This is a genomic window from Bordetella genomosp. 2 (assembly GCF_002261345.1).
Lineage (GTDB): Bacteria > Pseudomonadota > Gammaproteobacteria > Burkholderiales > Burkholderiaceae_B > Bordetella_A.
The window spans coordinates 207,122-225,467 of record NZ_NEVT01000002.1 but is presented as its reverse complement, the minus strand read 5'-3'; the positions used below and the strand labels follow the sequence as shown (position 1 = coordinate 225,467).

The 18,346-nt window shown below is 69.4% G+C and carries 17 protein-coding genes; 9 read left to right on the top strand and 8 right to left on the bottom strand.

Annotated features, from left to right (window positions below; genetic code table 11):
• Positions 1 to 2: 2 nt before the first annotated feature.
• Both CAL24_RS01600 and CAL24_RS01595 read right to left on the bottom strand, forming a co-directional pair.
• Positions 3 to 434 (bottom strand): sel1 repeat family protein, encoded by a 432-nt coding sequence (locus CAL24_RS01600; RefSeq protein ID WP_141218035.1) that lies wholly within the window; start codon positions 432 to 434, stop codon positions 3 to 5.
• Positions 435 to 488: 54 nt separating this feature from the next.
• Positions 489 to 1,238: a sulfite exporter TauE/SafE family protein gene (locus CAL24_RS01595; protein ID WP_094805540.1), complete on the bottom strand. Its 750-nt coding sequence runs from the start codon at positions 1,236 to 1,238 to the stop codon at positions 489 to 491.
• A gap of 87 nt (positions 1,239 to 1,325) precedes the next feature.
• On the opposite strand from CAL24_RS01595, the gene CAL24_RS01590 reads away from it, so the two are divergent.
• Positions 1,326 to 2,255, top strand: coding sequence for a LysR substrate-binding domain-containing protein (locus CAL24_RS01590; RefSeq protein ID WP_094805539.1), 930 nt, complete (start codon positions 1,326 to 1,328; stop codon positions 2,253 to 2,255).
• Between the two features lie 32 nt (positions 2,256 to 2,287).
• On the opposite strand, the gene CAL24_RS01585 is transcribed toward CAL24_RS01590, so the two are convergent.
• The 4 genes from CAL24_RS01585 to CAL24_RS01570 all read right to left on the bottom strand — a co-directional run bounded on the left by CAL24_RS01585 (position 2,288) and on the right by CAL24_RS01570 (position 7,173).
• Positions 2,288 to 3,811, bottom strand: a complete 1,524-nt coding sequence (locus tag CAL24_RS01585) for a 3-hydroxyacyl-CoA dehydrogenase (RefSeq protein WP_094805538.1) — start codon at positions 3,809 to 3,811, stop codon at positions 2,288 to 2,290.
• Between the two features lie 172 nt (positions 3,812 to 3,983).
• Positions 3,984 to 5,213 (bottom strand): CaiB/BaiF CoA transferase family protein, encoded by a 1,230-nt coding sequence (locus tag CAL24_RS01580; protein ID WP_028354566.1) that lies wholly within the window; start codon positions 5,211 to 5,213, stop codon positions 3,984 to 3,986.
• A 108-nt stretch (positions 5,214 to 5,321) separates the two neighbouring features.
• Positions 5,322 to 6,470, bottom strand: coding sequence for an acyl-CoA dehydrogenase family protein (locus CAL24_RS01575; protein ID WP_094805537.1), 1,149 nt, complete (start codon positions 6,468 to 6,470; stop codon positions 5,322 to 5,324).
• 43 nt (positions 6,471 to 6,513) lie between these two features.
• The gene (locus tag CAL24_RS01570) at positions 6,514 to 7,173 is read right to left on the bottom strand and encodes a TetR/AcrR family transcriptional regulator (RefSeq protein ID WP_028354564.1); all 660 of its coding nucleotides are present in this window, start codon (positions 7,171 to 7,173) and stop codon (positions 6,514 to 6,516) included.
• Between the two features lie 115 nt (positions 7,174 to 7,288).
• On the opposite strand from CAL24_RS01570, the gene CAL24_RS01565 reads away from it, so the two are divergent.
• Both CAL24_RS01565 and CAL24_RS01560 read left to right on the top strand, forming a co-directional pair.
• Complete coding sequence (locus tag CAL24_RS01565; RefSeq protein WP_094805536.1) at positions 7,289 to 8,281, top strand: NAD(P)H-dependent flavin oxidoreductase; 993 nt, start codon at positions 7,289 to 7,291, stop codon at positions 8,279 to 8,281.
• A complete protein-coding gene (locus CAL24_RS01560; RefSeq protein WP_094805535.1) occupies positions 8,278 to 9,033 on the top strand; it encodes an enoyl-CoA hydratase-related protein in 756 nt (251 codons plus the stop codon). Before CAL24_RS01565 ends, CAL24_RS01560 begins: the two co-directional genes overlap by 4 nt.
• Before the next feature lie 351 nt (positions 9,034 to 9,384).
• Here CAL24_RS01560 and CAL24_RS01555 read toward each other — a convergent pair whose 3' ends face one another.
• Positions 9,385 to 10,218: an enoyl-CoA hydratase/isomerase family protein gene (locus CAL24_RS01555; RefSeq protein WP_094805534.1), complete on the bottom strand. Its 834-nt coding sequence runs from the start codon at positions 10,216 to 10,218 to the stop codon at positions 9,385 to 9,387.
• Positions 10,219 to 10,297: 79 nt separating this feature from the next.
• Here CAL24_RS01555 and CAL24_RS01550 point away from each other — a divergent pair, with 79 nt between their 5' ends.
• The 3 genes from CAL24_RS01550 (at position 10,298) to CAL24_RS01540 (ending at position 13,371) form a co-directional block, all read left to right on the top strand.
• Complete coding sequence (locus tag CAL24_RS01550; protein WP_028354560.1) at positions 10,298 to 11,152, top strand: NAD(P)H-hydrate dehydratase; 855 nt, start codon at positions 10,298 to 10,300, stop codon at positions 11,150 to 11,152.
• Between the two features lie 96 nt (positions 11,153 to 11,248).
• Positions 11,249 to 11,482 carry a hypothetical protein gene (locus CAL24_RS01545; RefSeq protein ID WP_028354559.1) on the top strand — a complete coding sequence of 78 codons (234 nt, stop codon included), beginning with the start codon at positions 11,249 to 11,251 and terminating at the stop codon, positions 11,480 to 11,482.
• Between the two features lie 272 nt (positions 11,483 to 11,754).
• On the top strand, positions 11,755 to 13,371 hold the full coding sequence (locus tag CAL24_RS01540) for an ABC transporter substrate-binding protein (RefSeq protein ID WP_028354558.1): 1,617 nt from the start codon (positions 11,755 to 11,757) through the stop codon (positions 13,369 to 13,371).
• Between the two features lie 107 nt (positions 13,372 to 13,478).
• Here the strand turns inward: CAL24_RS01540 and CAL24_RS01535 are convergent, their stop codons facing one another.
• Complete coding sequence (locus tag CAL24_RS01535) at positions 13,479 to 14,387, bottom strand: LysR family transcriptional regulator (RefSeq protein ID WP_028354557.1); 909 nt, start codon at positions 14,385 to 14,387, stop codon at positions 13,479 to 13,481.
• A gap of 300 nt (positions 14,388 to 14,687) precedes the next feature.
• Between CAL24_RS01535 and CAL24_RS01530 the strand changes: the two genes are divergently transcribed.
• The 3 genes from CAL24_RS01530 to CAL24_RS01520 are packed head-to-tail and all read left to right on the top strand — an operon-like array spanning position 14,688 to position 18,345.
• Positions 14,688 to 15,659 carry a succinylglutamate desuccinylase/aspartoacylase domain-containing protein gene (locus CAL24_RS01530; RefSeq protein WP_094805533.1) on the top strand — a complete coding sequence of 324 codons (972 nt, stop codon included), beginning with the start codon at positions 14,688 to 14,690 and terminating at the stop codon, positions 15,657 to 15,659.
• 43 nt (positions 15,660 to 15,702) lie between these two features.
• Positions 15,703 to 17,316, top strand: a complete 1,614-nt coding sequence (locus CAL24_RS01525; RefSeq protein ID WP_028354555.1) for an ABC transporter substrate-binding protein — start codon at positions 15,703 to 15,705, stop codon at positions 17,314 to 17,316.
• A gap of 51 nt (positions 17,317 to 17,367) precedes the next feature.
• Positions 17,368 to 18,345 carry an ABC transporter permease gene (locus CAL24_RS01520; protein WP_028354554.1) on the top strand — a complete coding sequence of 326 codons (978 nt, stop codon included), beginning with the start codon at positions 17,368 to 17,370 and terminating at the stop codon, positions 18,343 to 18,345.
• The last annotated feature ends 1 nt before the right edge of the window (position 18,346 follow it).

The following is an 18,346-nucleotide window of genomic DNA, read 5'->3' as shown; positions in this document are numbered from 1 at the left end:
TGTCATTGCAGCGCGCAGCCGGCGCTGCCCCCGGGCAGGTCCCGCAAGCCATTCAGGACTTCGCGCTGATGCCGGCCGACCGCGCTGCCCCGGGCCGCGGCGCGACGGGTCCAGGACGCCGCTTCGCAAGGGTCCGCCGGCACCGCATCGCCATACAAGGCCGGGCCGGCCAGCAGCACGCTGCCCAGCATTTCCTGGGCGGCCAGTTCGCCGGCTTCGCCGGCCTGGCGCAACAATGCCAGCATGGCGGCATAGTCGCGCACGGTGCGGGCTTCCAGCGCCAATTGATAGGTCTGCTCCGGGGTGACTTCGGGCGCGCCGGCGGCTTGTGTCGACGGCACGGACGGCAGGCACAGGGCGCATGCCGCCAGCCATGGCGCGAGACGGGAGCAATGGCGGGATGCTGCGCCAGGCTGGCGCGACTCATGGGTCATGGCGGTCTCCTCTCTTGTGAATAAAAGGCCGCGCGGACACCCGCCAAGGGGCTGTCAGAAAAATGGCCGCGCAACCAGCTCTGCTCCCAGCGCCAGCAGGAACAGCAAGAAACACAACCGGAACGTGCGCGGGCTGATGCGCGCCCGGATCGCCTGCCCCAGCCACATGCCGGCCAGGGCGGGCACGATGGCCAGGGCCGACAGCGCCAGTTGCTCCAGCCGGAAGGCGCCGTGGGCCATCAGGCCGCCGGCCAGCGCCACGGTGGAGATCGTGAACGACAGCCCGAGCGCCTGGACCAGCTCGTCCCGCTCCAGGCGCAGCGACTGCAGATAAGGCACAGCCGGCATCACGAACACGCCGGTGGCGCCAGTGATGGTGCCGGTGACCAGGCCGACGAGCGGCGACAGCCAGGGTTCGATGCGGGGCGGGACGGCAAACGCCGGCGCCGCCAGGGCATAACCTGCGTATACGATCAGCGCCATGCCCAGGGCCACGCCCGACCACAGCGGGTCGACCCTGACCAGCAAAGCGGCGCCGCCAACCGTGCCCGCGACGATGCCCAGCATCATGGGCCATAGGCGGACGGCCAGCCGGACGGTGGCGGGCCCGGCCAGCAATTGCCAGACGTTGGTCACGAACGAGGGGATCACCAGCATGGCCGCCGCGGCGGCCGGCGACATGGCGGCGCCCAGCAGGCCCATGGCGACGGTGGGCAGGCCCATGCCGGTGACGCCCTTGACCAGGCCGGCGGCCAGGAAGGTCGCGGCGAACACCAGCAACAAGAAAGGCGAAAGTTCGTTCATGCCGGTATTGGAGCCGCGCCGCCGCCTTGGCACAATGTGGTTTTATCGTTCCTGCCTTCGGTTCGGCCGAAGGCACCAGGAGGCCCCATGCGGCTCGATCTCGCGGACCTGCGCCTGTTCCTGTGCGTGGTGGATGCCGGCAGCATCACCCAGGGCGCGGTGCGCGCCAACCTGGCGCTGGCCTCGGCCAGCGAGCGGCTGCGCAGCATCGAGGCCGATGCCGGCGTGCCGCTGCTGGAACGCCGCCATCGCGGCGTGGCCACCACGGAGGCCGGCGAGGCCCTGGCCCACCATGCGCGCATCATCCTGCGGCAGCAGGCGCTGCTGCGGGGCGAACTGCAGGACTTCGCGGCCGGTGAACGCGGCACCCTGCACCTGTACGCCAACACCGCGGCCCTGACCGAATTCCTGCCCCGCCAGCTGGCGCCGTGGCTGGCGGCCCGGCCGCGCCTGCGCATCGAACTGAAGGAGCGCACCAGCGCGGAAATCGTGCGGACCATCGCGGCGGGGCTGGCGCAGGCCGGGATCGTGTCCGATGCGGTCGAGCCGCATGGACTGCGCCTGCAGCCGGTGGCGAAGGATCACCTGGCCTTGATCGTGCCGGCCGGACACCGGCTCGCGGCGGCCGGCACGGTGGATTTCGCCGCAGTCCTGGACGAGCCGTTCGTCGGGCTGGCGCCGGGCAACGCGCTGCAAGACCATATCGACGAGCATGCGCGCGCGGCCGGCGGCGCGCTGGCGCCGCGCATTCGCATGAAGACGTTCGAGGGCTTGTGCGAGATGGTCTCGCACGGGGTCGGGGTGGGCATCGTGCCGCGCGGCATCGCCAGCCGCCACCGGCGCCGCTACCCGTACCAGGTGGTGGCGCTGGCCGACGACTGGGCGCGCCGGCAGCTATGCCTGTGCTTTCGCGCCTGGGAGGAATTGTCCGCGCCCATGCAGGGCCTGCTGGCGCACCTGGGCGCCGACCCGCGCGCGCCACAGCGGCCAGCGCGGCGCCGCGACGCGGCGGCGTGAAGCCAGGCGCCGCGCGGCCGCGCCATCGCCGGTCAGGCCGCCGGCTCGGCCAGCAGCGACAGGCCCAGTTGCACGCGCCGCTGCAGCCACAGGCTGGGGCGGTAGCGCATGTCGCCCGTGACGCGCTGCAGGTTGCGCAGGATCTCCAGGATGCGCGCGCCGCCCAGCGCGTCGCCCATGGCCAGCGGCCCGGCGGGATAGCCCAGCCCGAGCGTGACGGCGCGGTCGATGTCCGACGGCGTGGCGATGCCCTGCTGGGCGATCTCGGCGGCGACGTTGACGATGCAGGCCACGATGCGCTGCGCGACGAAGCCGGGGGAATCCTGGATGACGCTGACCGGCGTGCCGTCGCCCGCCAGCAGCGCATGGGCGGCGTCGCGCCAGCGCGCCTGCGTGGCCGGCGACAGCATCAGCGTGCGCCGCTTGCCGGCCTCCAGGCGATGCAGGGTGTCCAGCCCCACCGTGCGGGCCGCATCCAGGCCCTGTTGATAGGCGCAGGTGGAGACGTCCTCGCCATACGGCGTGACCAGGATCAGGGCGTCGTCGGGCGGCTCGGCGGCGTCGACGATGCTGGCTTCCAGCGTTTCCAGCAAGGCCTGCGCGCGCGCATGGCCTTCTTCATGGGCTGGGCTGATCCAGACGCGCAGGCCGGCTTGCGCGGCCGGCACGGCCGGCTCGGCGGGTACCTGCTTCTGGCCGTCCGGATAGGCATAGAAGCCCTCGCCCGCCTTGCGGCCGATCAGCCCGCCGGCCAGCCGCACCGTGGTGATGGGCGACGGACGGAAGCGCGGCTCGTCGAAGAATTGGCGGTAGATGGATTCCATGACCGGATGCGAGACATCCAGCGCGGTGAGATCCATGAGCTCGAACGGCCCCATGCGAAAGCCGGCCTGCTCGCGCATGATCGCGTCGATCTGCGCGAACGGCGCGACGGCTTCTTGCGCCACGCGCAGGCCCTCGATGTTCATGCCGCGGCCCGCGTGGTTGACGATGAAGCCGGGCATGTCCTTGGCGCGCACGGGAGTATGCCCCATGCGGCGCGCCAGCGCGGCCAGCGCGTCGCCGGCGGCGGGGTCGCTGCGCAGCCCGTCGATGACTTCCACCACCTTCATCAGCGCCACGGGGTTGAAGAAATGGAAGCCGGCCACGCGCTGCGGGCGCTTGCAGGCGGCCGCGATGGCGGTGATGGACAGCGAGGAGGTGTTGGAGGCCAGGATGCAGTCCGGGCCGACGATGTCTTCGAGCTTGGCGAACAGCTCGCGTTTGATGTCCAGGCGCTCGACGATGGCTTCGACGACCACCTGGCAATCGGCCAGCTCGTCCAGCGACGCGGCCGGCTGCACGCGGGCCAGCGCCGCGTCCGCATCGGCGGCGCTGAGCTTGCCCTTCTGCGCCAGCTTGTCCCACAGCTGGCGCAGCGACTCGCGCGCCGCGCCCACGGCATCGGCGCTGGTGTCGTACAGGCGCACCTGCACGCCCGCCTGCGCGGCGATCTGCGCAATGCCGCGCCCCATGGCGCCGGCGCCTACGACGGCGATGGTCTGGATGTCTGTCATCGAATGTGCTCCTTCCTGTTCATGTCTGTTGGGCGATGCGCGCCGCCGCTGCCTGGTCCGCCAGCGCCCCGGGTGTCCGACACCCGATGGGCGAGCCCCGGAGGCCCAGGTGCCTGACACCCCATGGGTGTCAGAGACCGTTCCGGGGCCTTGAGACGGCCTGGCACCCGGGCTACCCGCGCGGCTGCGCCAGCGCCAGGATTTCTTCCTCCGACATTCCCAGCCGCTCGGCCAGGATCTGGCGGGTATGCTCGCCCAGCAGGGGCGGCGGACGGCGGTATTGCACCGGGCTGCCGGAAAACTTCAGCGGGCTGGCGGCCATCGGCACGGTGCCGGCGGTGGGATGCGGCAGCTCGCGCCGCATCTCGCGCGCCTGCACCTGCGGGTCCTGGTAGACCTGGTCCAGCGTGTTGATCGGGCCGGCCGGCACGCCGGCCGCTTCCAGCTCGGCCAGCCAGTGGTCGCGCTCGCCGGTGGCCATGCGTTCGGCCAGCAGCGGCACCAGCGTGTCGCGGTTCTGCACGCGCTGCGGGTTGGTGGCGAAGCGCGGGTCGTCGGCCAGCTCCGGCAGGCCGATGACACGGCAATAGTTGCGGAACTGGCTGTCGTTGCCCACGGCGACGATCAGGTGGCCGTCGCTGGCGGCGAATACCTGGTACGGCACCAGGTTCTGGTGCGCATTGCCGGCGCGCCGCGGCGCCTGGCCCGAGGTCATGTAGTTGAGGTTCTGGTTGGCCATCATGGCGACCTGGCAGTCGAGCAGCGCCATGTCGATGTGCTGGCCCAGGCCGCTGCGGCCGCGTTCGTGCAGCGCGGCCAGGATGCCCACGGTGGAATACATGCCGGTCATCAGGTCGGCCACCGCCACCCCGGCCTTCTGCGGGCCGCCGCCCGGCAGGTCGTCGCGTTCGCCGGTGATGCTCATGAGCCCGCCCATGCCCTGGATCATGAAGTCGTAGCCGGGCCGGCTGGCATAGGGGCCGGTCTGGCCGAAGCCGGTGATCGAGCAGTAGATCAGGCCGGGGTTGTCGGCCTTCAGGCTGTCGTAGTCCAGGCCGTACTTGCGCAGGCCGCCGACCTTGAAGTTCTCCACCAGGATGTCGCTCTGGCGCGCCAGCTCGCGCACCAGTTCGGCGCCGCGCGGCGAGGCGATGTCCAGCGCCACCGAATACTTGTTGCGGTTGGCGCTCAGGTAGTAGGCGGCTTCGGTGGTGTCGTTGCCGGCGGCGTCCTTCAGATACGGCGGGCCCCAGGCGCGCGTGTCGTCGCCGGCGCCCGGGCGTTCGATCTTGATGACTTCGGCGCCCAGGTCGGCCAGGTTCTGGGTGCACCAGGGGCCGGCCAGCACGCGGGTCAGGTCCAGCACACGGATGCCGGTCAGGGGAGCGGGTCGTTGCGACATAGTGGGAATGCGATAGCGAAAGGGAACTCTGCATATTAGCCCTTGCCATGGCAAAGGCGTATTCCGTTTTCCGCACGTTCTTGTGCGCGACGCGCACAAGAACGCCGGCTACGAGAGCGCCTTGATCGTCTCGCGCGCGATCACCAGTTGCTGGATCTGCGAGGTGCCCTCGTAGATGCGGAACAGCCGCACGTCGCGATAGAACCGCTCGACCGCGTACTCGGATATGTAGCCCGCGCCGCCGTGGATCTGCACCGCCCGGTCGGCCACGCGGCCCACCATTTCGGTGGCGTAGAGCTTGCAGCAGGCGGCCTCGAGGGTGGTGTTCTCGCCGCGATCGCGCTTGCGGGCGGCGTCCAGCACCATCGAGCGGGCGGCGTACAGTTCGGCCTGGCTGTCGGCGATCATGGCCTGCACCAGCTGGAACTCGGCGATCGGCTGGCCGAACTGCCTGCGCTCGGTCGCGTAGCGCACGGCGTCGCGCACCAGGCGCTCGGCCAGGCCCACGCACAGGGCGGAAATATGCAGGCGCCCCTTGTCGAGCACGCGCATGGCGGTGCGGAAACCGTTGCCTTCCTCGCCGCCCAGCAGCGCCGTGGCCGGCACGCGGCAGTTGTCGAACACGACGTCGCAGGTCAGCGCGCCGGCCTGGCCCATTTTCTTGTCGGGCTTGCCCAGCGTCAGCCCGGGCGTGCCGGCGTCGACCAAGAAGCACGAGATGGAAGAGGCCTTGCGCTCGGGCGCGGTGCGCGCCATCACCGAGAACAGGCCGGCGATGGGGGCGTTGGTGATGAAGCGCTTGGTGCCGTTGAGCACGTAGTGATCGCCGTCGCGCGTCGCGGTGGTGCGCAGCGACATCGCGTCCGAGCCGGCGTCGGGCTCGGTCAGGGCGAACGAGCCGATCAGCTCGCCGCTGGCCAGCTTGGGCAGATAGTGCTGGCGCTGCTGGTCGGTGCCGGCCAGCACGATGGACTGCGAGCCGATGCCGATGTTGGTGCCGGCCAGCGACCGGAACGCCGGCGAAGTCTGGCCCAGCTCGAACACCACCCGCACCTCTTCTTCCATGTTGAGCCCCAGACCGCCATAGTCGGGCGAGATGGACAGGCCGAACAGGCCCAGCTCGCGCATTTCGGCGACGATGTCGGGCGGGATCTCGCCGGTATGGGCCAGGGCCTCTTCGGCCGGCACCAGCCGGTCGGCGACGAAGCGGCGCACCGCCTCCAGCAGCAGGTTCAGGGTTTCAGTATCGAGAGCCATGATGAAAAGCCTATAGAACGGAATCGGAAGATGGCGGGCCGCGCTAGGCCCGGGCGGCCAGGCCGCCGGACAGCAGATCGAAGTAGCCGGCCGCGATGGCCTCGGCGGTCTGGGGGCCGCCCGGCTGGTACCAGCGGGCCATCCAGTTCAGCATCGACAGCACGGCGCGTCCGGTGGCGGCGACGTCCAGCGCGCGGAACTCGCCGCTGGCGATGCCGCCGGCGATGATGTCGCGCAGCAGGCGCTCGTAGCCGTCGCGCAGCCGCGCCGCGTCTTCGCGTTCGGTGATGGCCATGCCGGAATAGCCCACCAGCATGGTGACGAACTGCGCGTGGTGGTCCTCGAAGTAGCGGGCATGGGCCAGCATGAAGCTGCGCAGCCGCTCGACCGCGCTGGGCGCCTGCGCCACCGCCTGCGACACCGCCGCGGTCATGCCGCTCAGCACGTCGAGGATGATGGCGTCGTAGATGTCCTGCTTGGTGGTGTAGTAATGGTAGATGGCGGCCTTGGAGACGCCGATGGCGGCGGCCAGGTCGGCCACCGAGCTGCTTTCGTAGCCGCAGCGGGCGAACAGCCGGGCGGCCTCTTCCAGGATGCGCTCGCGCGGGGCCTCCAGCGTGGGCGGACGGCCGGCGCGCGGACGCTTGGCGGGAATCGGGCGATCGGGCATGGAAACGGGTCCCGGCGCGCGGCCGGCCTGCATTGACAGGCCCCGGGCGCGTGCCGTTAAATGGTAGATAATTAATTACCGGACATCCGGTAGGTAATTATAAGCACGCTTGACGACGACTTTCAACCTTGCCTGTCTGCCCAATCTCATGAACGCACGCGACGCTACCCAGTCTCCCGCCCTGGCTTCCCAGCTCTACGCGCAAATGACGCTGCCGGTCATCTGCTCGCCCATGTTCATCGTGTCCAATCCCCAGTTGGTGCTGGCGCAATGCGCCAGCGGGGTGATGGGCTCGTTCCCCGCCCTCAACGCGCGCCCCCAGGCCCTGCTGGACGAATGGCTGGCCGAGATCCAGGAAGGCCTGGCGGCCCGCCGCCAGGCCGACCCGGCGGCGGTGGTGGCGCCGTTCGCGGTGAACCAGATCATCCACAAGTCGAACGACCGCCTCGAGCAGGACCTGCAGTTGTGCGGCAAGCACCGCGTGCCCTTCATCATTACCAGCCTGCGCGCGCCCGGCGACCTGGTGGCCGGCATCCACGACTGGGGCGGCAAGGTCTTCCATGACGTGACCACCGTGCGCCACGCCGAAAAAGCCCTGGAAGCCGGCGTCGACGGCCTGATCCTGGTGTGCGCGGGCGCCGGCGGCCATGCGGGCACGCTCAGCCCGTTCGCGCTGTTGTCCGAGGTGCGGCGCTTCTACGACGGCCCGGTGATCCTGTCGGGCGCCATCACGTCGGGCGCGGGCATCCTGGCCGCGCTGGCCATGGGCGCGGACTTCGCCTACATGGGCACGCGCTTCATCGCCAGCACCGAAGCCAATGCCTCGGACGGCTACAAGCAGGCCATCGTCGAGGCCAGCGCGTCGGACATCCTCTATACGCCGTTCTTCACCGGCATCCCGGGCAACTACCTGAAGTCGAGCATCGCCGCGGCCGGGCTGGATCCCGCCAACCTGCCCGAGCCGGACGCCGGCGCGTCGAATTTCGGCTCCACCCGGGTCAAGCCCTGGAAGGACATCTGGGGCGCCGGCCAGGGCGTGGGCGGCATCGACAGCGTGCGGCCGGCCGCCAAGATCGTCGCCACCCTGCGCCAGGAATATGCCCAGGCCCAGGCCCGGCTGGCCGGCAAGGAGTTCGCATGAGCGCGGCGCCGGACAGCCTGGTGGTCGAGCGCGACGGCGCGATCCTGTCGCTGACCATCAATCGCCCGGAACGGCGCAATGCGCTGGACGTCGCCACCTATACGGCCCTGGCAGCCCAATTGCGCCAGGCGACCGAAGACCGCGGCCTGTCGGCGGTGATCCTGCGCGGCGCCGGCGAGCACTTCACCGCCGGCAACGACCTGCGCGATTTCCAGGCCGACCGCCCCGAGGGCGACAGCGCCGGCATGACGTTCCTGCGCGCCCTGATCGCCACCGACGTGCCGGTGATCGCCGCCGTCGAAGGCTATGCGGTGGGTATCGGCGTCACGCTGCTGCAGCACTGCGACTTCGTCTACGCGGCGCGCAACGCCACCCTGCGCATCCCGTTCGTGGCGCTGGGCCTGTGCCCGGAGGGCGCCTCCAGCCTGCTGCTGCCGCGCCTGGCCGGCGCGCGCCGGGCGGCCGAGTGGCTGCTGCAGGGGCTGCCCTTCGATGCCGCGCAGGCCTGCCAGGCCGGGCTGGTCACGGCGGTCACCGAGCCGGGCCAGGCGCTGGCCGCGGCCCGCGCCACGGCCGCCGACCTGGCCGCGCAGCCGCGCGACGCGCTGCGCCTGACCAAGGCCATGCTCAAGCGCGCCGACCGCGCCGCCATCGAGGCGACGCTGGATTTCGAAGCGACCCAGTTCCGCGCCCGCCTGCAGACCCAGGAAGCCCAGGACGCATTCGCCAAATTCCTGGCGCGCAAGCGCTGACCGGCGCCGGCGGGAGGTGTCAGACACCCCATGGGACAACCGCGGCAGGCAGCTGACATCCCAAGGGGTGTCTGACACCTGCAACCTGGACATCTGCTACCTGGACGCCTGCAACGCCATCTTCATGGGAGGTGTCTGACACCCCCATAGCGCAACCGCCGCAGGCAGATGACATCCCAAGGGGTGTCTGACACCTGCAAGCTGGACATCTGCTACCTGGACGCCTGCAACGCCATCTTGGGAGGTGTCTGACACCCCATGGCGCAACCGGCGCAAGCAGATGACGCCCCGAGGGGTGTCAGACACCTGCCACAGAGGCGCCTGCCATGCCAGGCCAGATCCCCGCGCCGTTCAGAACGGCGCGTCCGGCGCGAAATTGGGCGGGCGGCGCTCGCGCAGCGACTGGACGCCCTCGCGCACATCGGGGCCGGCGAAGCCCATGAATTCCAGCGCCAGGGAGGTATCGAAGCTGGGCCCGGCCAGGCGCAGCCAGTTGTTCAGCGCGTATTTGGTCCAGCGGATCGCCGTCTGCGAGCCGTTGGCCAGCTTGCCCGCCACCTCGAAAGCCTTGGCGGTGAGTTCGGCTTCGTCCACGCACAGCGATACCAGGCCGATGCGCTCGGCCTCGGCCCCGCTGACCGCCTCGCACAGCAGCAGGTAGTACTTGGCCTTGGCCATGCCGCACAACAGCGGCCAGACGATCGCGGCATGGTCGCCCGCCGCCACGCCCAGCCGGGTGTGGCCGTCGATGATGCGCGCATCGCGGGCGGCGATGGAAATGTCGGCCAGCAGGCCGGCCACCAGCCCCGCGCCGACAGCGGCGCCATGCATGGCCGAGACGATCGGCTTGTTGCAGTTGATCACGTTGTAGACCAGGTCGCGCGCCTCGCGCCATACGCGGGCGCGCACCTGGAAATCGTCCGCCATCTGCTGCACCAGCTCCAGGTCGCCGCCGCCCGAGAAGCCCTTGCCCTCGCCGCGGATCACCACCACGCGCGTGTCGGGGTCGGTGTCCACATCGCGCCAGATGTCGGCCAGTTCGCGGTGCATGCGGTCGTCCGCCGTCGACAGCTTGCCCGGCGCGCCGCCCTTGGCGCCCATGATGATTTCCAGGATGCCCTGGGGATGGCGGCGCAGCTCCAGGGCTTGATAGCGCGCATAGTGATCAAGGGAAGGATCGGACATTGTCTACTCCGGCAACAGGCTTGGGGTTTTTCCGGGCACTATAGTGGATACTTCTTTCCCGCACAGCCCATGGTCCGCCATGCCTGCCCCAGACCGCCCCAGCCCCATCCTCCGCCAGGACCTGCCCGCCCTGTTCGCCCCCCGCCCGGCGGACTCCCATAAAGGCACGTTCGGCACGGTCGCCGTCATCGGCGGCGGCCCTGGCATGACGGGCGCCGCCCTGCTGGCGGCCCGCGCGGCGCTCAAGACCGGCGCCGGCAAGGTCCTGGTCGGCTTCGCCCAGGAAACCGCGCCCCTGCCCTGCGACCCGCTGCAACCCGAGCTGATGCTGCGCGATGCGGCCGGCCTGCATGCCGCCGGCCTGCCGGTCGACGCCTGGGTGGCGGGCTGCGGCCTGGGCATCGGGGCCGCAGGCCTGGCCGCGCTGTCGGCCGTGTTCGAGCAGCGCGGCGATGCGCCGCTGGTGCTGGATGCCGATGGCCTGAACCTGCTGGCCGCGGGTCGCTTGCCGTCCTGGGGCCCCGGCCCGGTCATCTTGACGCCGCACCCGGCGGAAGCCGCCCGCCTGCTCGGCGGCAGCGTCGCCCAGGTGCAATCCGACCGCCCCGCTGCCGCGCGCGCGCTGGCGGCGCGCCACCAAGCCTGGGTCGTCCTGAAGGGCGCCGGCACACTGGTATGCCGCCCGGACGGCCACTGCCGCCGCAATCTCACCGGCAACCCCGGCCTGGCCACTGCCGGCACGGGCGATGTGCTGGCCGGCATGCTGGGCAGCCTGGCGGCCCAGGGCATCCCGCTGGACCAGGCGGTGCCGGGCGCGGTATGGCTGCACGGCGCCGCCGCCGATGCGCTGGTGAACGCCGGCGTGGGGCCCATCGGGCTGGTCGCGAGCGAGCTCGCCGACGCCGCCCGGCAGTTGCGAAATGGCCACGGATAGGGGTGGTTACAACTTATCCACAGATTCATGTTGCATTGCACTTAGGGTTATCCCTATAATGGTTTACCCCATGACGAAACGGACTGGAGAGAAACCATGAGCGAACTGACCCTGAACCAAAATGCCCGCCTGACCGACGCGCTGGAACGTGACCTGCTGCGCGGCGCGATGGAAAACCAACCGAATGCCCAACCGCTGGCCCTGCTCAAGCAGGCCGGTGCCGCGATCGCCCGTGCCGTGGTCGCCTTCGCCGACTACGTCGCCGAAGTGCACGACGCCATGAACCGCGCCCGCGCCGCCAGCGCCCGTTACGCCGGTTCGCAGTGGTAATTGCCCTCCGGCCGGAAGCCTGACCCTGTCACCAGGGCCGGGCTTTTGGGCTGTCCGCCCACAGGCCTGCCAAGGCGCCGCACCCCGAAGCGGGGCGCGGCGCCTTGTTGTTTCCGGGCCGGCGCGGCCCAGGAATGCTGCGCCGCAATAGGCAAAGCCTCGCATTGACAATGCGTAAAGCGGGTTCCGATAATCGGCCCCTTGTCACGATTGATTGCAACTCCCGGCGCCCTGCCGGCAGCGCTCAGCCGTGCTAGCCATTCGGAGTCCCCATGAAATTGCGTACCACCCTGGCCCTGCTGGCGGCCAGCGCCGGCCTGGCCGCCGCGCCCGCCGCAAGCGCCCAGTCCCTGACGATCGCGCTGTCGTCCGAGCCCACTTCCGCCGACCCGCACTATCACAAGCAGACCCAGAACGACGCGTTCGCGGCGCACGTGTACGACTCGCTGATCAACCGCAGCGCCGACATGACGCTGGTGCCGGGCCTGGCCACTTCGTGGAAGAACCTGGACGACCTGACCTGGGAACTGAAACTGCGCGAAGGGGTGAAGTTCTCCAACGGCGAGCCGTTCACCTCGCAGGACGTGCTGTTCTCGGTGTGCCGCACCCTCAACAACGAGACCAATGTCTCGCAGTCCTACATGACGGTCACCAAGCTGCTGACCGACGTGCAGACGCCCGATGCCCACACCGTCATCCTGAAGACCGCCGAGCCCTTCCCGCTGATGCCGGCCGAGCTGGCGCGGCAGTTGCCCATCATCTGGAACGGCATCGTCGAGCACGGACCGCTCAAGTTCGCGCCCAAGGAAGGCTGCGGCGTGACCGGGCCCTGGCCGACAGTGGCCGATTTCAACAGCGGCAAGGACGCCATCGGCACCGGGCCGTACACCCTGAAGTCGTACGTCAAGGGCACCGGCATCGAGCTGGAGCGCAACGAGAACTACTGGGGCAACAAGCCCCACTGGAAAACCGTCAAGTTCGTGCCGGTGCCGAATGCCGGACCGCGCCTGACCGGCCTGCTCTCGGGCGACTTCGACGTCATCGAGAACCCGGCGGCGCGCGACCTGCCGCGCCTGAAGGACAACGGCAACTTCGGCTACGTGGCCACGCCGTCGACCCGCCTGGTGTTCTTCCAGCCGGACGTGGGCCGCAACCCCAGCCCGTTCGTCAAGAGCGCGGACGGCAAGAACCCGCTGCAGGACCTGCGCGTGCGGCAGGCGATCAGCATGGCCATCGACCGCAAGACCATCAATGCCCGCATCATGGACGGCCTGGCCACGCCCGCCTACCAGTACATGCCCGACGGCATGTTCGGCGCGCTGCCCAACGCGCCCGAAATCAAGTATGACCCCGAGGGCGCCAAGAAGCTGCTGGCCGAGGCCGGCTATCCGGACGGTTTCGAACTGACCCTGTCGTCCACCAACAACCGCTACGTCAACGACGCCCAGGTGACGCAGGCGGTGGCGCAGTACCTGTCGCGCATCGGCATCAAGACCCATGTCGACGCCATGACCGCCTCGATCTACTTCCCCAAGCGCGCCAAGCGCGAGTTCAGTTTCGCCATGGGCGGCTGGCCGCACGAGACGGGCGAGGCCTCGGCGCTGTTCCAGCTGTGGGTGGCGTCGCTCGACTCGGCCCGCAGCCTGGGCACCAGCAACTACGGCGGCTTCTCGAATGCCGAGTTCGACAAGGTGTACGAGCAGGCCATCGTGACGGTCGACCCGGACAAGCGCAAGCAGTTGCTGCAGCAGTCTACGCAGATCGCGCTCGACAACCTGCCGCTGATCCCGCTGCATTTCGAGAGCAGCATCTGGGCCTTCCGCAAGGGCATCACCTACGAAGGCCGGCGCGACCAGTACACCCTGGCCATGTCGGTGCATCCGAAGTAACCGCCGGGTGCAGGTGTCAGACACCTGCACCCAAGTATGCCCAGGTGTCAGACACCCGGAGGGTGTCTGACACCTCCCTAAAAGGCGCCTGACACGCCGGCCCCTGCCTAGTCCAGCGTCGCCTCCACGGCGTCGATGCGCGCCTTCAGCAGTTCGATGAAACGCGCCACCCCCGGCGGCAGCAGCCGCCCTTCCATCGTCTGGATCTGCAGGTTGCGCGACTGCAGCTCGGCGCTGACCACCGGCCGGGCCACCAGGCCGTCCTGCGCCAGGCGCCAGGCCACCGAGATATAGCCCGCGAACATCACCGCGTCCGAGTGGCGCACGAAGCCGTGCAGCGCCGGCGAATAGTTGGCCACCAGCGCGGCCTGCAAGCCCACGTCCTCCAGCGCGCAGCCGCGGTTGAGCAGGCGCCGCGCCGTGCTCTTGTCGTCGGTCAGCGCCAGCGGGTACGCCAGGACGTCGTCCAGGTGCACGTGGCTGCGGCTGGCCAGCGGGTGGGTGGCCGCCATGACCGCGTAGACCGGCGCGCGCCAGGAATGGCGCACCGCCACGCCCTGGGCCGGCTCGACGTTGAAGGTCACCGCCACGTCGATATCGCCGCCGGCGATGCCGCGCATGGCCTCGGGCGGCGTCAGCACGTGCAGAGTGAAGCGGGTGCGCGGATACTGTTTGCGAAAATCCACCATGGCGACCGGCAGGAAGCCCTGCGCGGGCCCCTCCGACGCGCCGACGCGGATCTCGTCGTGCGGCGCGCCCTGCAGCCCGGCGATCTGCCGCAGCACCTCGTCCGACTCCATCTGGGTGCGGCGCGCGTGCGCCAGCAGCAGCCGGCCGGCCGCGCTCAGGACCATGCCACGCGGCGCCCGCTCGAACAGGGGCGCGCCGACCTCTTCTTCGAGCCGGGCGATCTGGCGGCTGATGGCCGACACGGCCACGTGCAGTCGCCGGGAGGCGCCGCTGAGGCTGCCGGCCTGCGCCACCTCCACGAAGTATTTCAGGGCAATTCCGTGCATGCTGGTCTCGCGCCCGCCGGCGGGCGAGGCTCCATTCCTTTGCTGAAAAGGCAAATAGTTTCGCAAATATTCTAATTGTCGAGAAAGGTCGGGCACTCCTAGAATCGGGCTCACGATAAAGAATCGGTGTAGCGCCGGCCCGCGAGCGGGCGGCTTCCCCGGGGGAAAACGTGTTCTTGGCAGCCTCTGGCCCGCGGCCCACGGCGGGCGTTTCTCGCATCCGCGCGCGCGGCCCCGCGTGCCCGCCCATCATCTTCCCGCGCGGGCCGCGCCGGCTCGCCCCTTCTTCGCGGAGCATCCATGTCCACGCCTGACGCCGCAGCCACGCTGCGCCCGTTCGAACTCGCCTGTCCCGACCTGTCGGCCGAGCGCCAGGGCAATACCGACACGCCGGGCGTGTGGCATTTCGATTCCGGCGCGCCGGGCAAGCGGGTAATGCTGACGGCGCTGATCCACGGCAACGAGCTGTGCGGCGCCTGGGCGCTCAAGACCCTGCTGGCCAGCGGCCTGCGGCCGCGCCGCGGCACGCTGACGCTGGCATTCTGCAACCTGGCGGCCTTCGACCGCTTCGACCCGGCCAACTACCTGCCGTCGCGCTTCGTCGACGAGGACATGAACCGGGTCTGGAGCGACGACAAGCTGGCCGATGCGTCCAGCCAGGAACGGCGCCGCGCCGCCGCGCTGCGGCCCTGGGTGGCGCAGGCCGACTGGCTGATGGACTTCCATTCCATGAGCAATTCCGAAGTGCCGCTGCAATTGAGCGGGCTGCAGCCGCGCAACATCGAGCTGGCGCTGCAGCTGGGCGCCCCGGCCAACATCATCGCCGACGCCGGCCACGCGGCCGGCGTGCGCATGCGCGACTATGGCCGCTTCGGCGCCGAAGGCGACAACGGCACGCGCTCGCTGTTGATCGAGTGCGGCTTCCATGGCGCGCCGCAGGCGCGCGACGTGGCCATCGACCAGATGGCGCGCTTCCTCGCCGCCGCCGGCACGCTGGACCGCGCCGACCTGCCGCGCGACTGGTTTGCTCCCGACGCGCCGCGCCAGGAGGCGCTGCGCGTCACGCATGCGATTGCCGCCAAGAGCGCCGATGTGCGTTTTGCGCAACCGTGGCGCGGGCTGGAGAAGCTGCCGCGCGCGGGCACGCTGCTCGGCTGGAACGCGGGCGAGGCTTTCGCCACGCCCTACGACGACTGCGTATTGATCATGCCTTCCCTGGCCAATGTGCGCGCGGGCGTCACCGTGCTGCGCCTGGCCCAACCCATTGCCTGATTCCGTACCCATACCCACCGGGCCTTGCGCCCAGGAGACTCCCATGTACGCTTCTTGCATCCGCGCGGCCGCGCTGGCCGCCCTGTTCGGACTGGCGGCCGGCGCGCACGCCCAGTCGCTCACCATCGCGCTGGCCTCCGAGCCGACCGCCATGGACCCGCACTACCACCAGGCCACGCCCAACAACGCCATGGCCTCGCAGATCTTCGAGACCCTGGTGGCGCAGGATGCCAAGATGAGCCTCATCCCGGGCCTGGCCGCCTCGTGGCAGGCGCTGGACGACACGACCTGGGAATTCAAGCTGCGCGAGGGCGTGAAGTTCTCCAACGGCGAGCCGCTCACGCCGCAGGATGTGATCTTCACGTTCTGCCGCGCGATGAACAACGAGGAAGCCATCGCCGGCTCGTACGCCGCCGTGGTGCAGAAGTTCGCCGCCATCGAGACGCCCGACGCGCATACCCTGCGCATCAAGACGCTCAAGCCCTACCCGCTGCTGCCCAACGACCTGACCCGCACCGGCATCCTGTGGAGCGGCATCGTCGAGCACGGCCCCATCACCTTCGACCTGGACCGCAAGTGCGGCGTCACCGGGGCATGGCCGACCGTGGCCGATTTCAACAACGGCAAGAACACCATCGGCACCGGCCCGTACAAGCTGAAATCCTACGTCAAGGGCACCGCCATCGAGCTCACGCGCAACGAAAACTACTGGGGCGACAAGCCCGAATGGCGCGACGTGCGCTTCGTGCCCGTGCCCAACGCGGGGCCGCGCCTGACCGGCTTGCTGGCCGGCGACTTCGACGTCATCGAGAGCCCCGCCGCCCGCGACGTGCAGCGCATCAAGAACACGCCGGGTTTCGGCTATGTGGTCACGCCTTCGGTGCGGGTGGTCTACTTCCAGTTCGACGTGGGCCGCGACCAGAGCCCGATGGTCAAGGCGGCCAATGGCAAGAACCCGCTGCAGGACGTGCGGGTGCGGCGCGCCATGAGCATGGCGATCGACCGCAAGACCATCGTCGACCGCATCATGGACGGCATGGCCACGCCCGCCAACCAGTTCCTGCCCGACGGCATGTTCGGCACGCTGCCGAACCCGCCCGTCCTCGAGTACGACCCGGAAGGCGCCAAGAAGCTGCTGGCCGAGGCCGGCTATCCGGACGGCTTCGAAATCACCGTGTCCGCCACCAATGACCGCTACATCAACGACGGGCAGATCGCCCAGGCGGTGGCGCAATACCTGTCGCGCGTGGGCATCAAGGCGCGCGTGGACGCCATGACTCGCTCGGTATACTTCCCCAAGCGCGCCAAGCGCGAGTTCAGCTTCGCCATGGGCGGCTGGTCGTCCGAAACGGGCGAGGCGTCGTCTTTCCTGCAGTATTGGGTAACCTCCTACGCCCCCGAACTGGGCATGGGCACCAGCAACTACGGCCGCTACTCGAATCCGGAGCTCGACCAGGTCTTCCGCCAGGCCGTCGCCACGGTGGACGAGGCCAAGCGCGAGAAACTGCTGCAGCAGGCGCTGACCATCACCCTGGCCGACCTGCCCAGCATTCCCCTGCATTTCGAGAGCAGCATCTGGGCGTTCCGCAAGGGGCTGACGTACGAAGGGCGCGCCGACCAGTACACTCTCGCCTCGTCGGTCAAGTCGGCCCGGTAAGGCCGGGCCCGGCCGGCCGGTTTCTGTTGCAAGACCCAAGGAACGCATAACGTGGTTCTGTTCACCCTGCGCAGGCTCATCCAGAGCTTGTTTGTGCTGTTGGCGGTATCGGTGGTGGTGTTTTTCGCGGTGTATGCCGTGGGCGACCCCATCGAACTGCTGGTCAGCCCGGAAGCGACGATGGAGGCGCGCGCCGCCACCATCGCGCGGCTCGGGCTGGACCAGCCGATCTGGCAGCAATATTTCACCTTCCTGTGGCGGGCGCTGCACGGCGACCTCGGCACCTCGTTCGTGCACGGCATTCCGGCCATCGAGCTGATCGTGCAGCGCATTCCGGCCACCTTCGAGCTGGTGGTGGTGGCCATCGGGCTGACCTGTATCATCGGCATCCCGCTCGGCCTGGTGGCCGGCCTGTACCGCGACCGCCCGCTGGGCCGCGGCATCATGGCGACCTCGGTGCTGGGCTTTTCGCTGCCCAATTTCTGGCAGGGCATGATGCTGATCCTGCTGTTCGCCGTGTGGCTGGGCTGGCTGCCTGCGTCAGGGCGCGGCGACACGGTCAGCGTGCTGGGCGTGCCGCTGTCGATCCTCACCGCGGACGGCTGGTCGCACGTGATCATGCCGGCCGTCAACCTGGCGCTGGCCAACATCGCGCTGGTGCTGCGGCTGACCGCCACCGGCGTGGCCGAGGCCCAGACGCAGGAATACGTGAAATTCGCCCGCGCCAAGGGCGTGCGCCCCGGGCGCATCGTGCGCCGACACATCCTGCGCAACATCCTGATCCCGGTGGTCACCGTGGTGGGCATGGAGTTCGGCAGCCTGATCGCCTATTCCACCATCACCGAGACCGTGTTCGCCTGGCCAGGCATGGGCAAGCTGCTGATCGACAGCGTCTACCAGCTCGACCGGCCGGTGGTGGTGGCCTACGTGATGCTCGTCACGCTGATCTTCGTCATCATCAATTTCATCGTCGATATTCTCTACGCCGCGCTCGACCCGCGCGTGCAGCTCGTCGCTCCCGCACACTGAC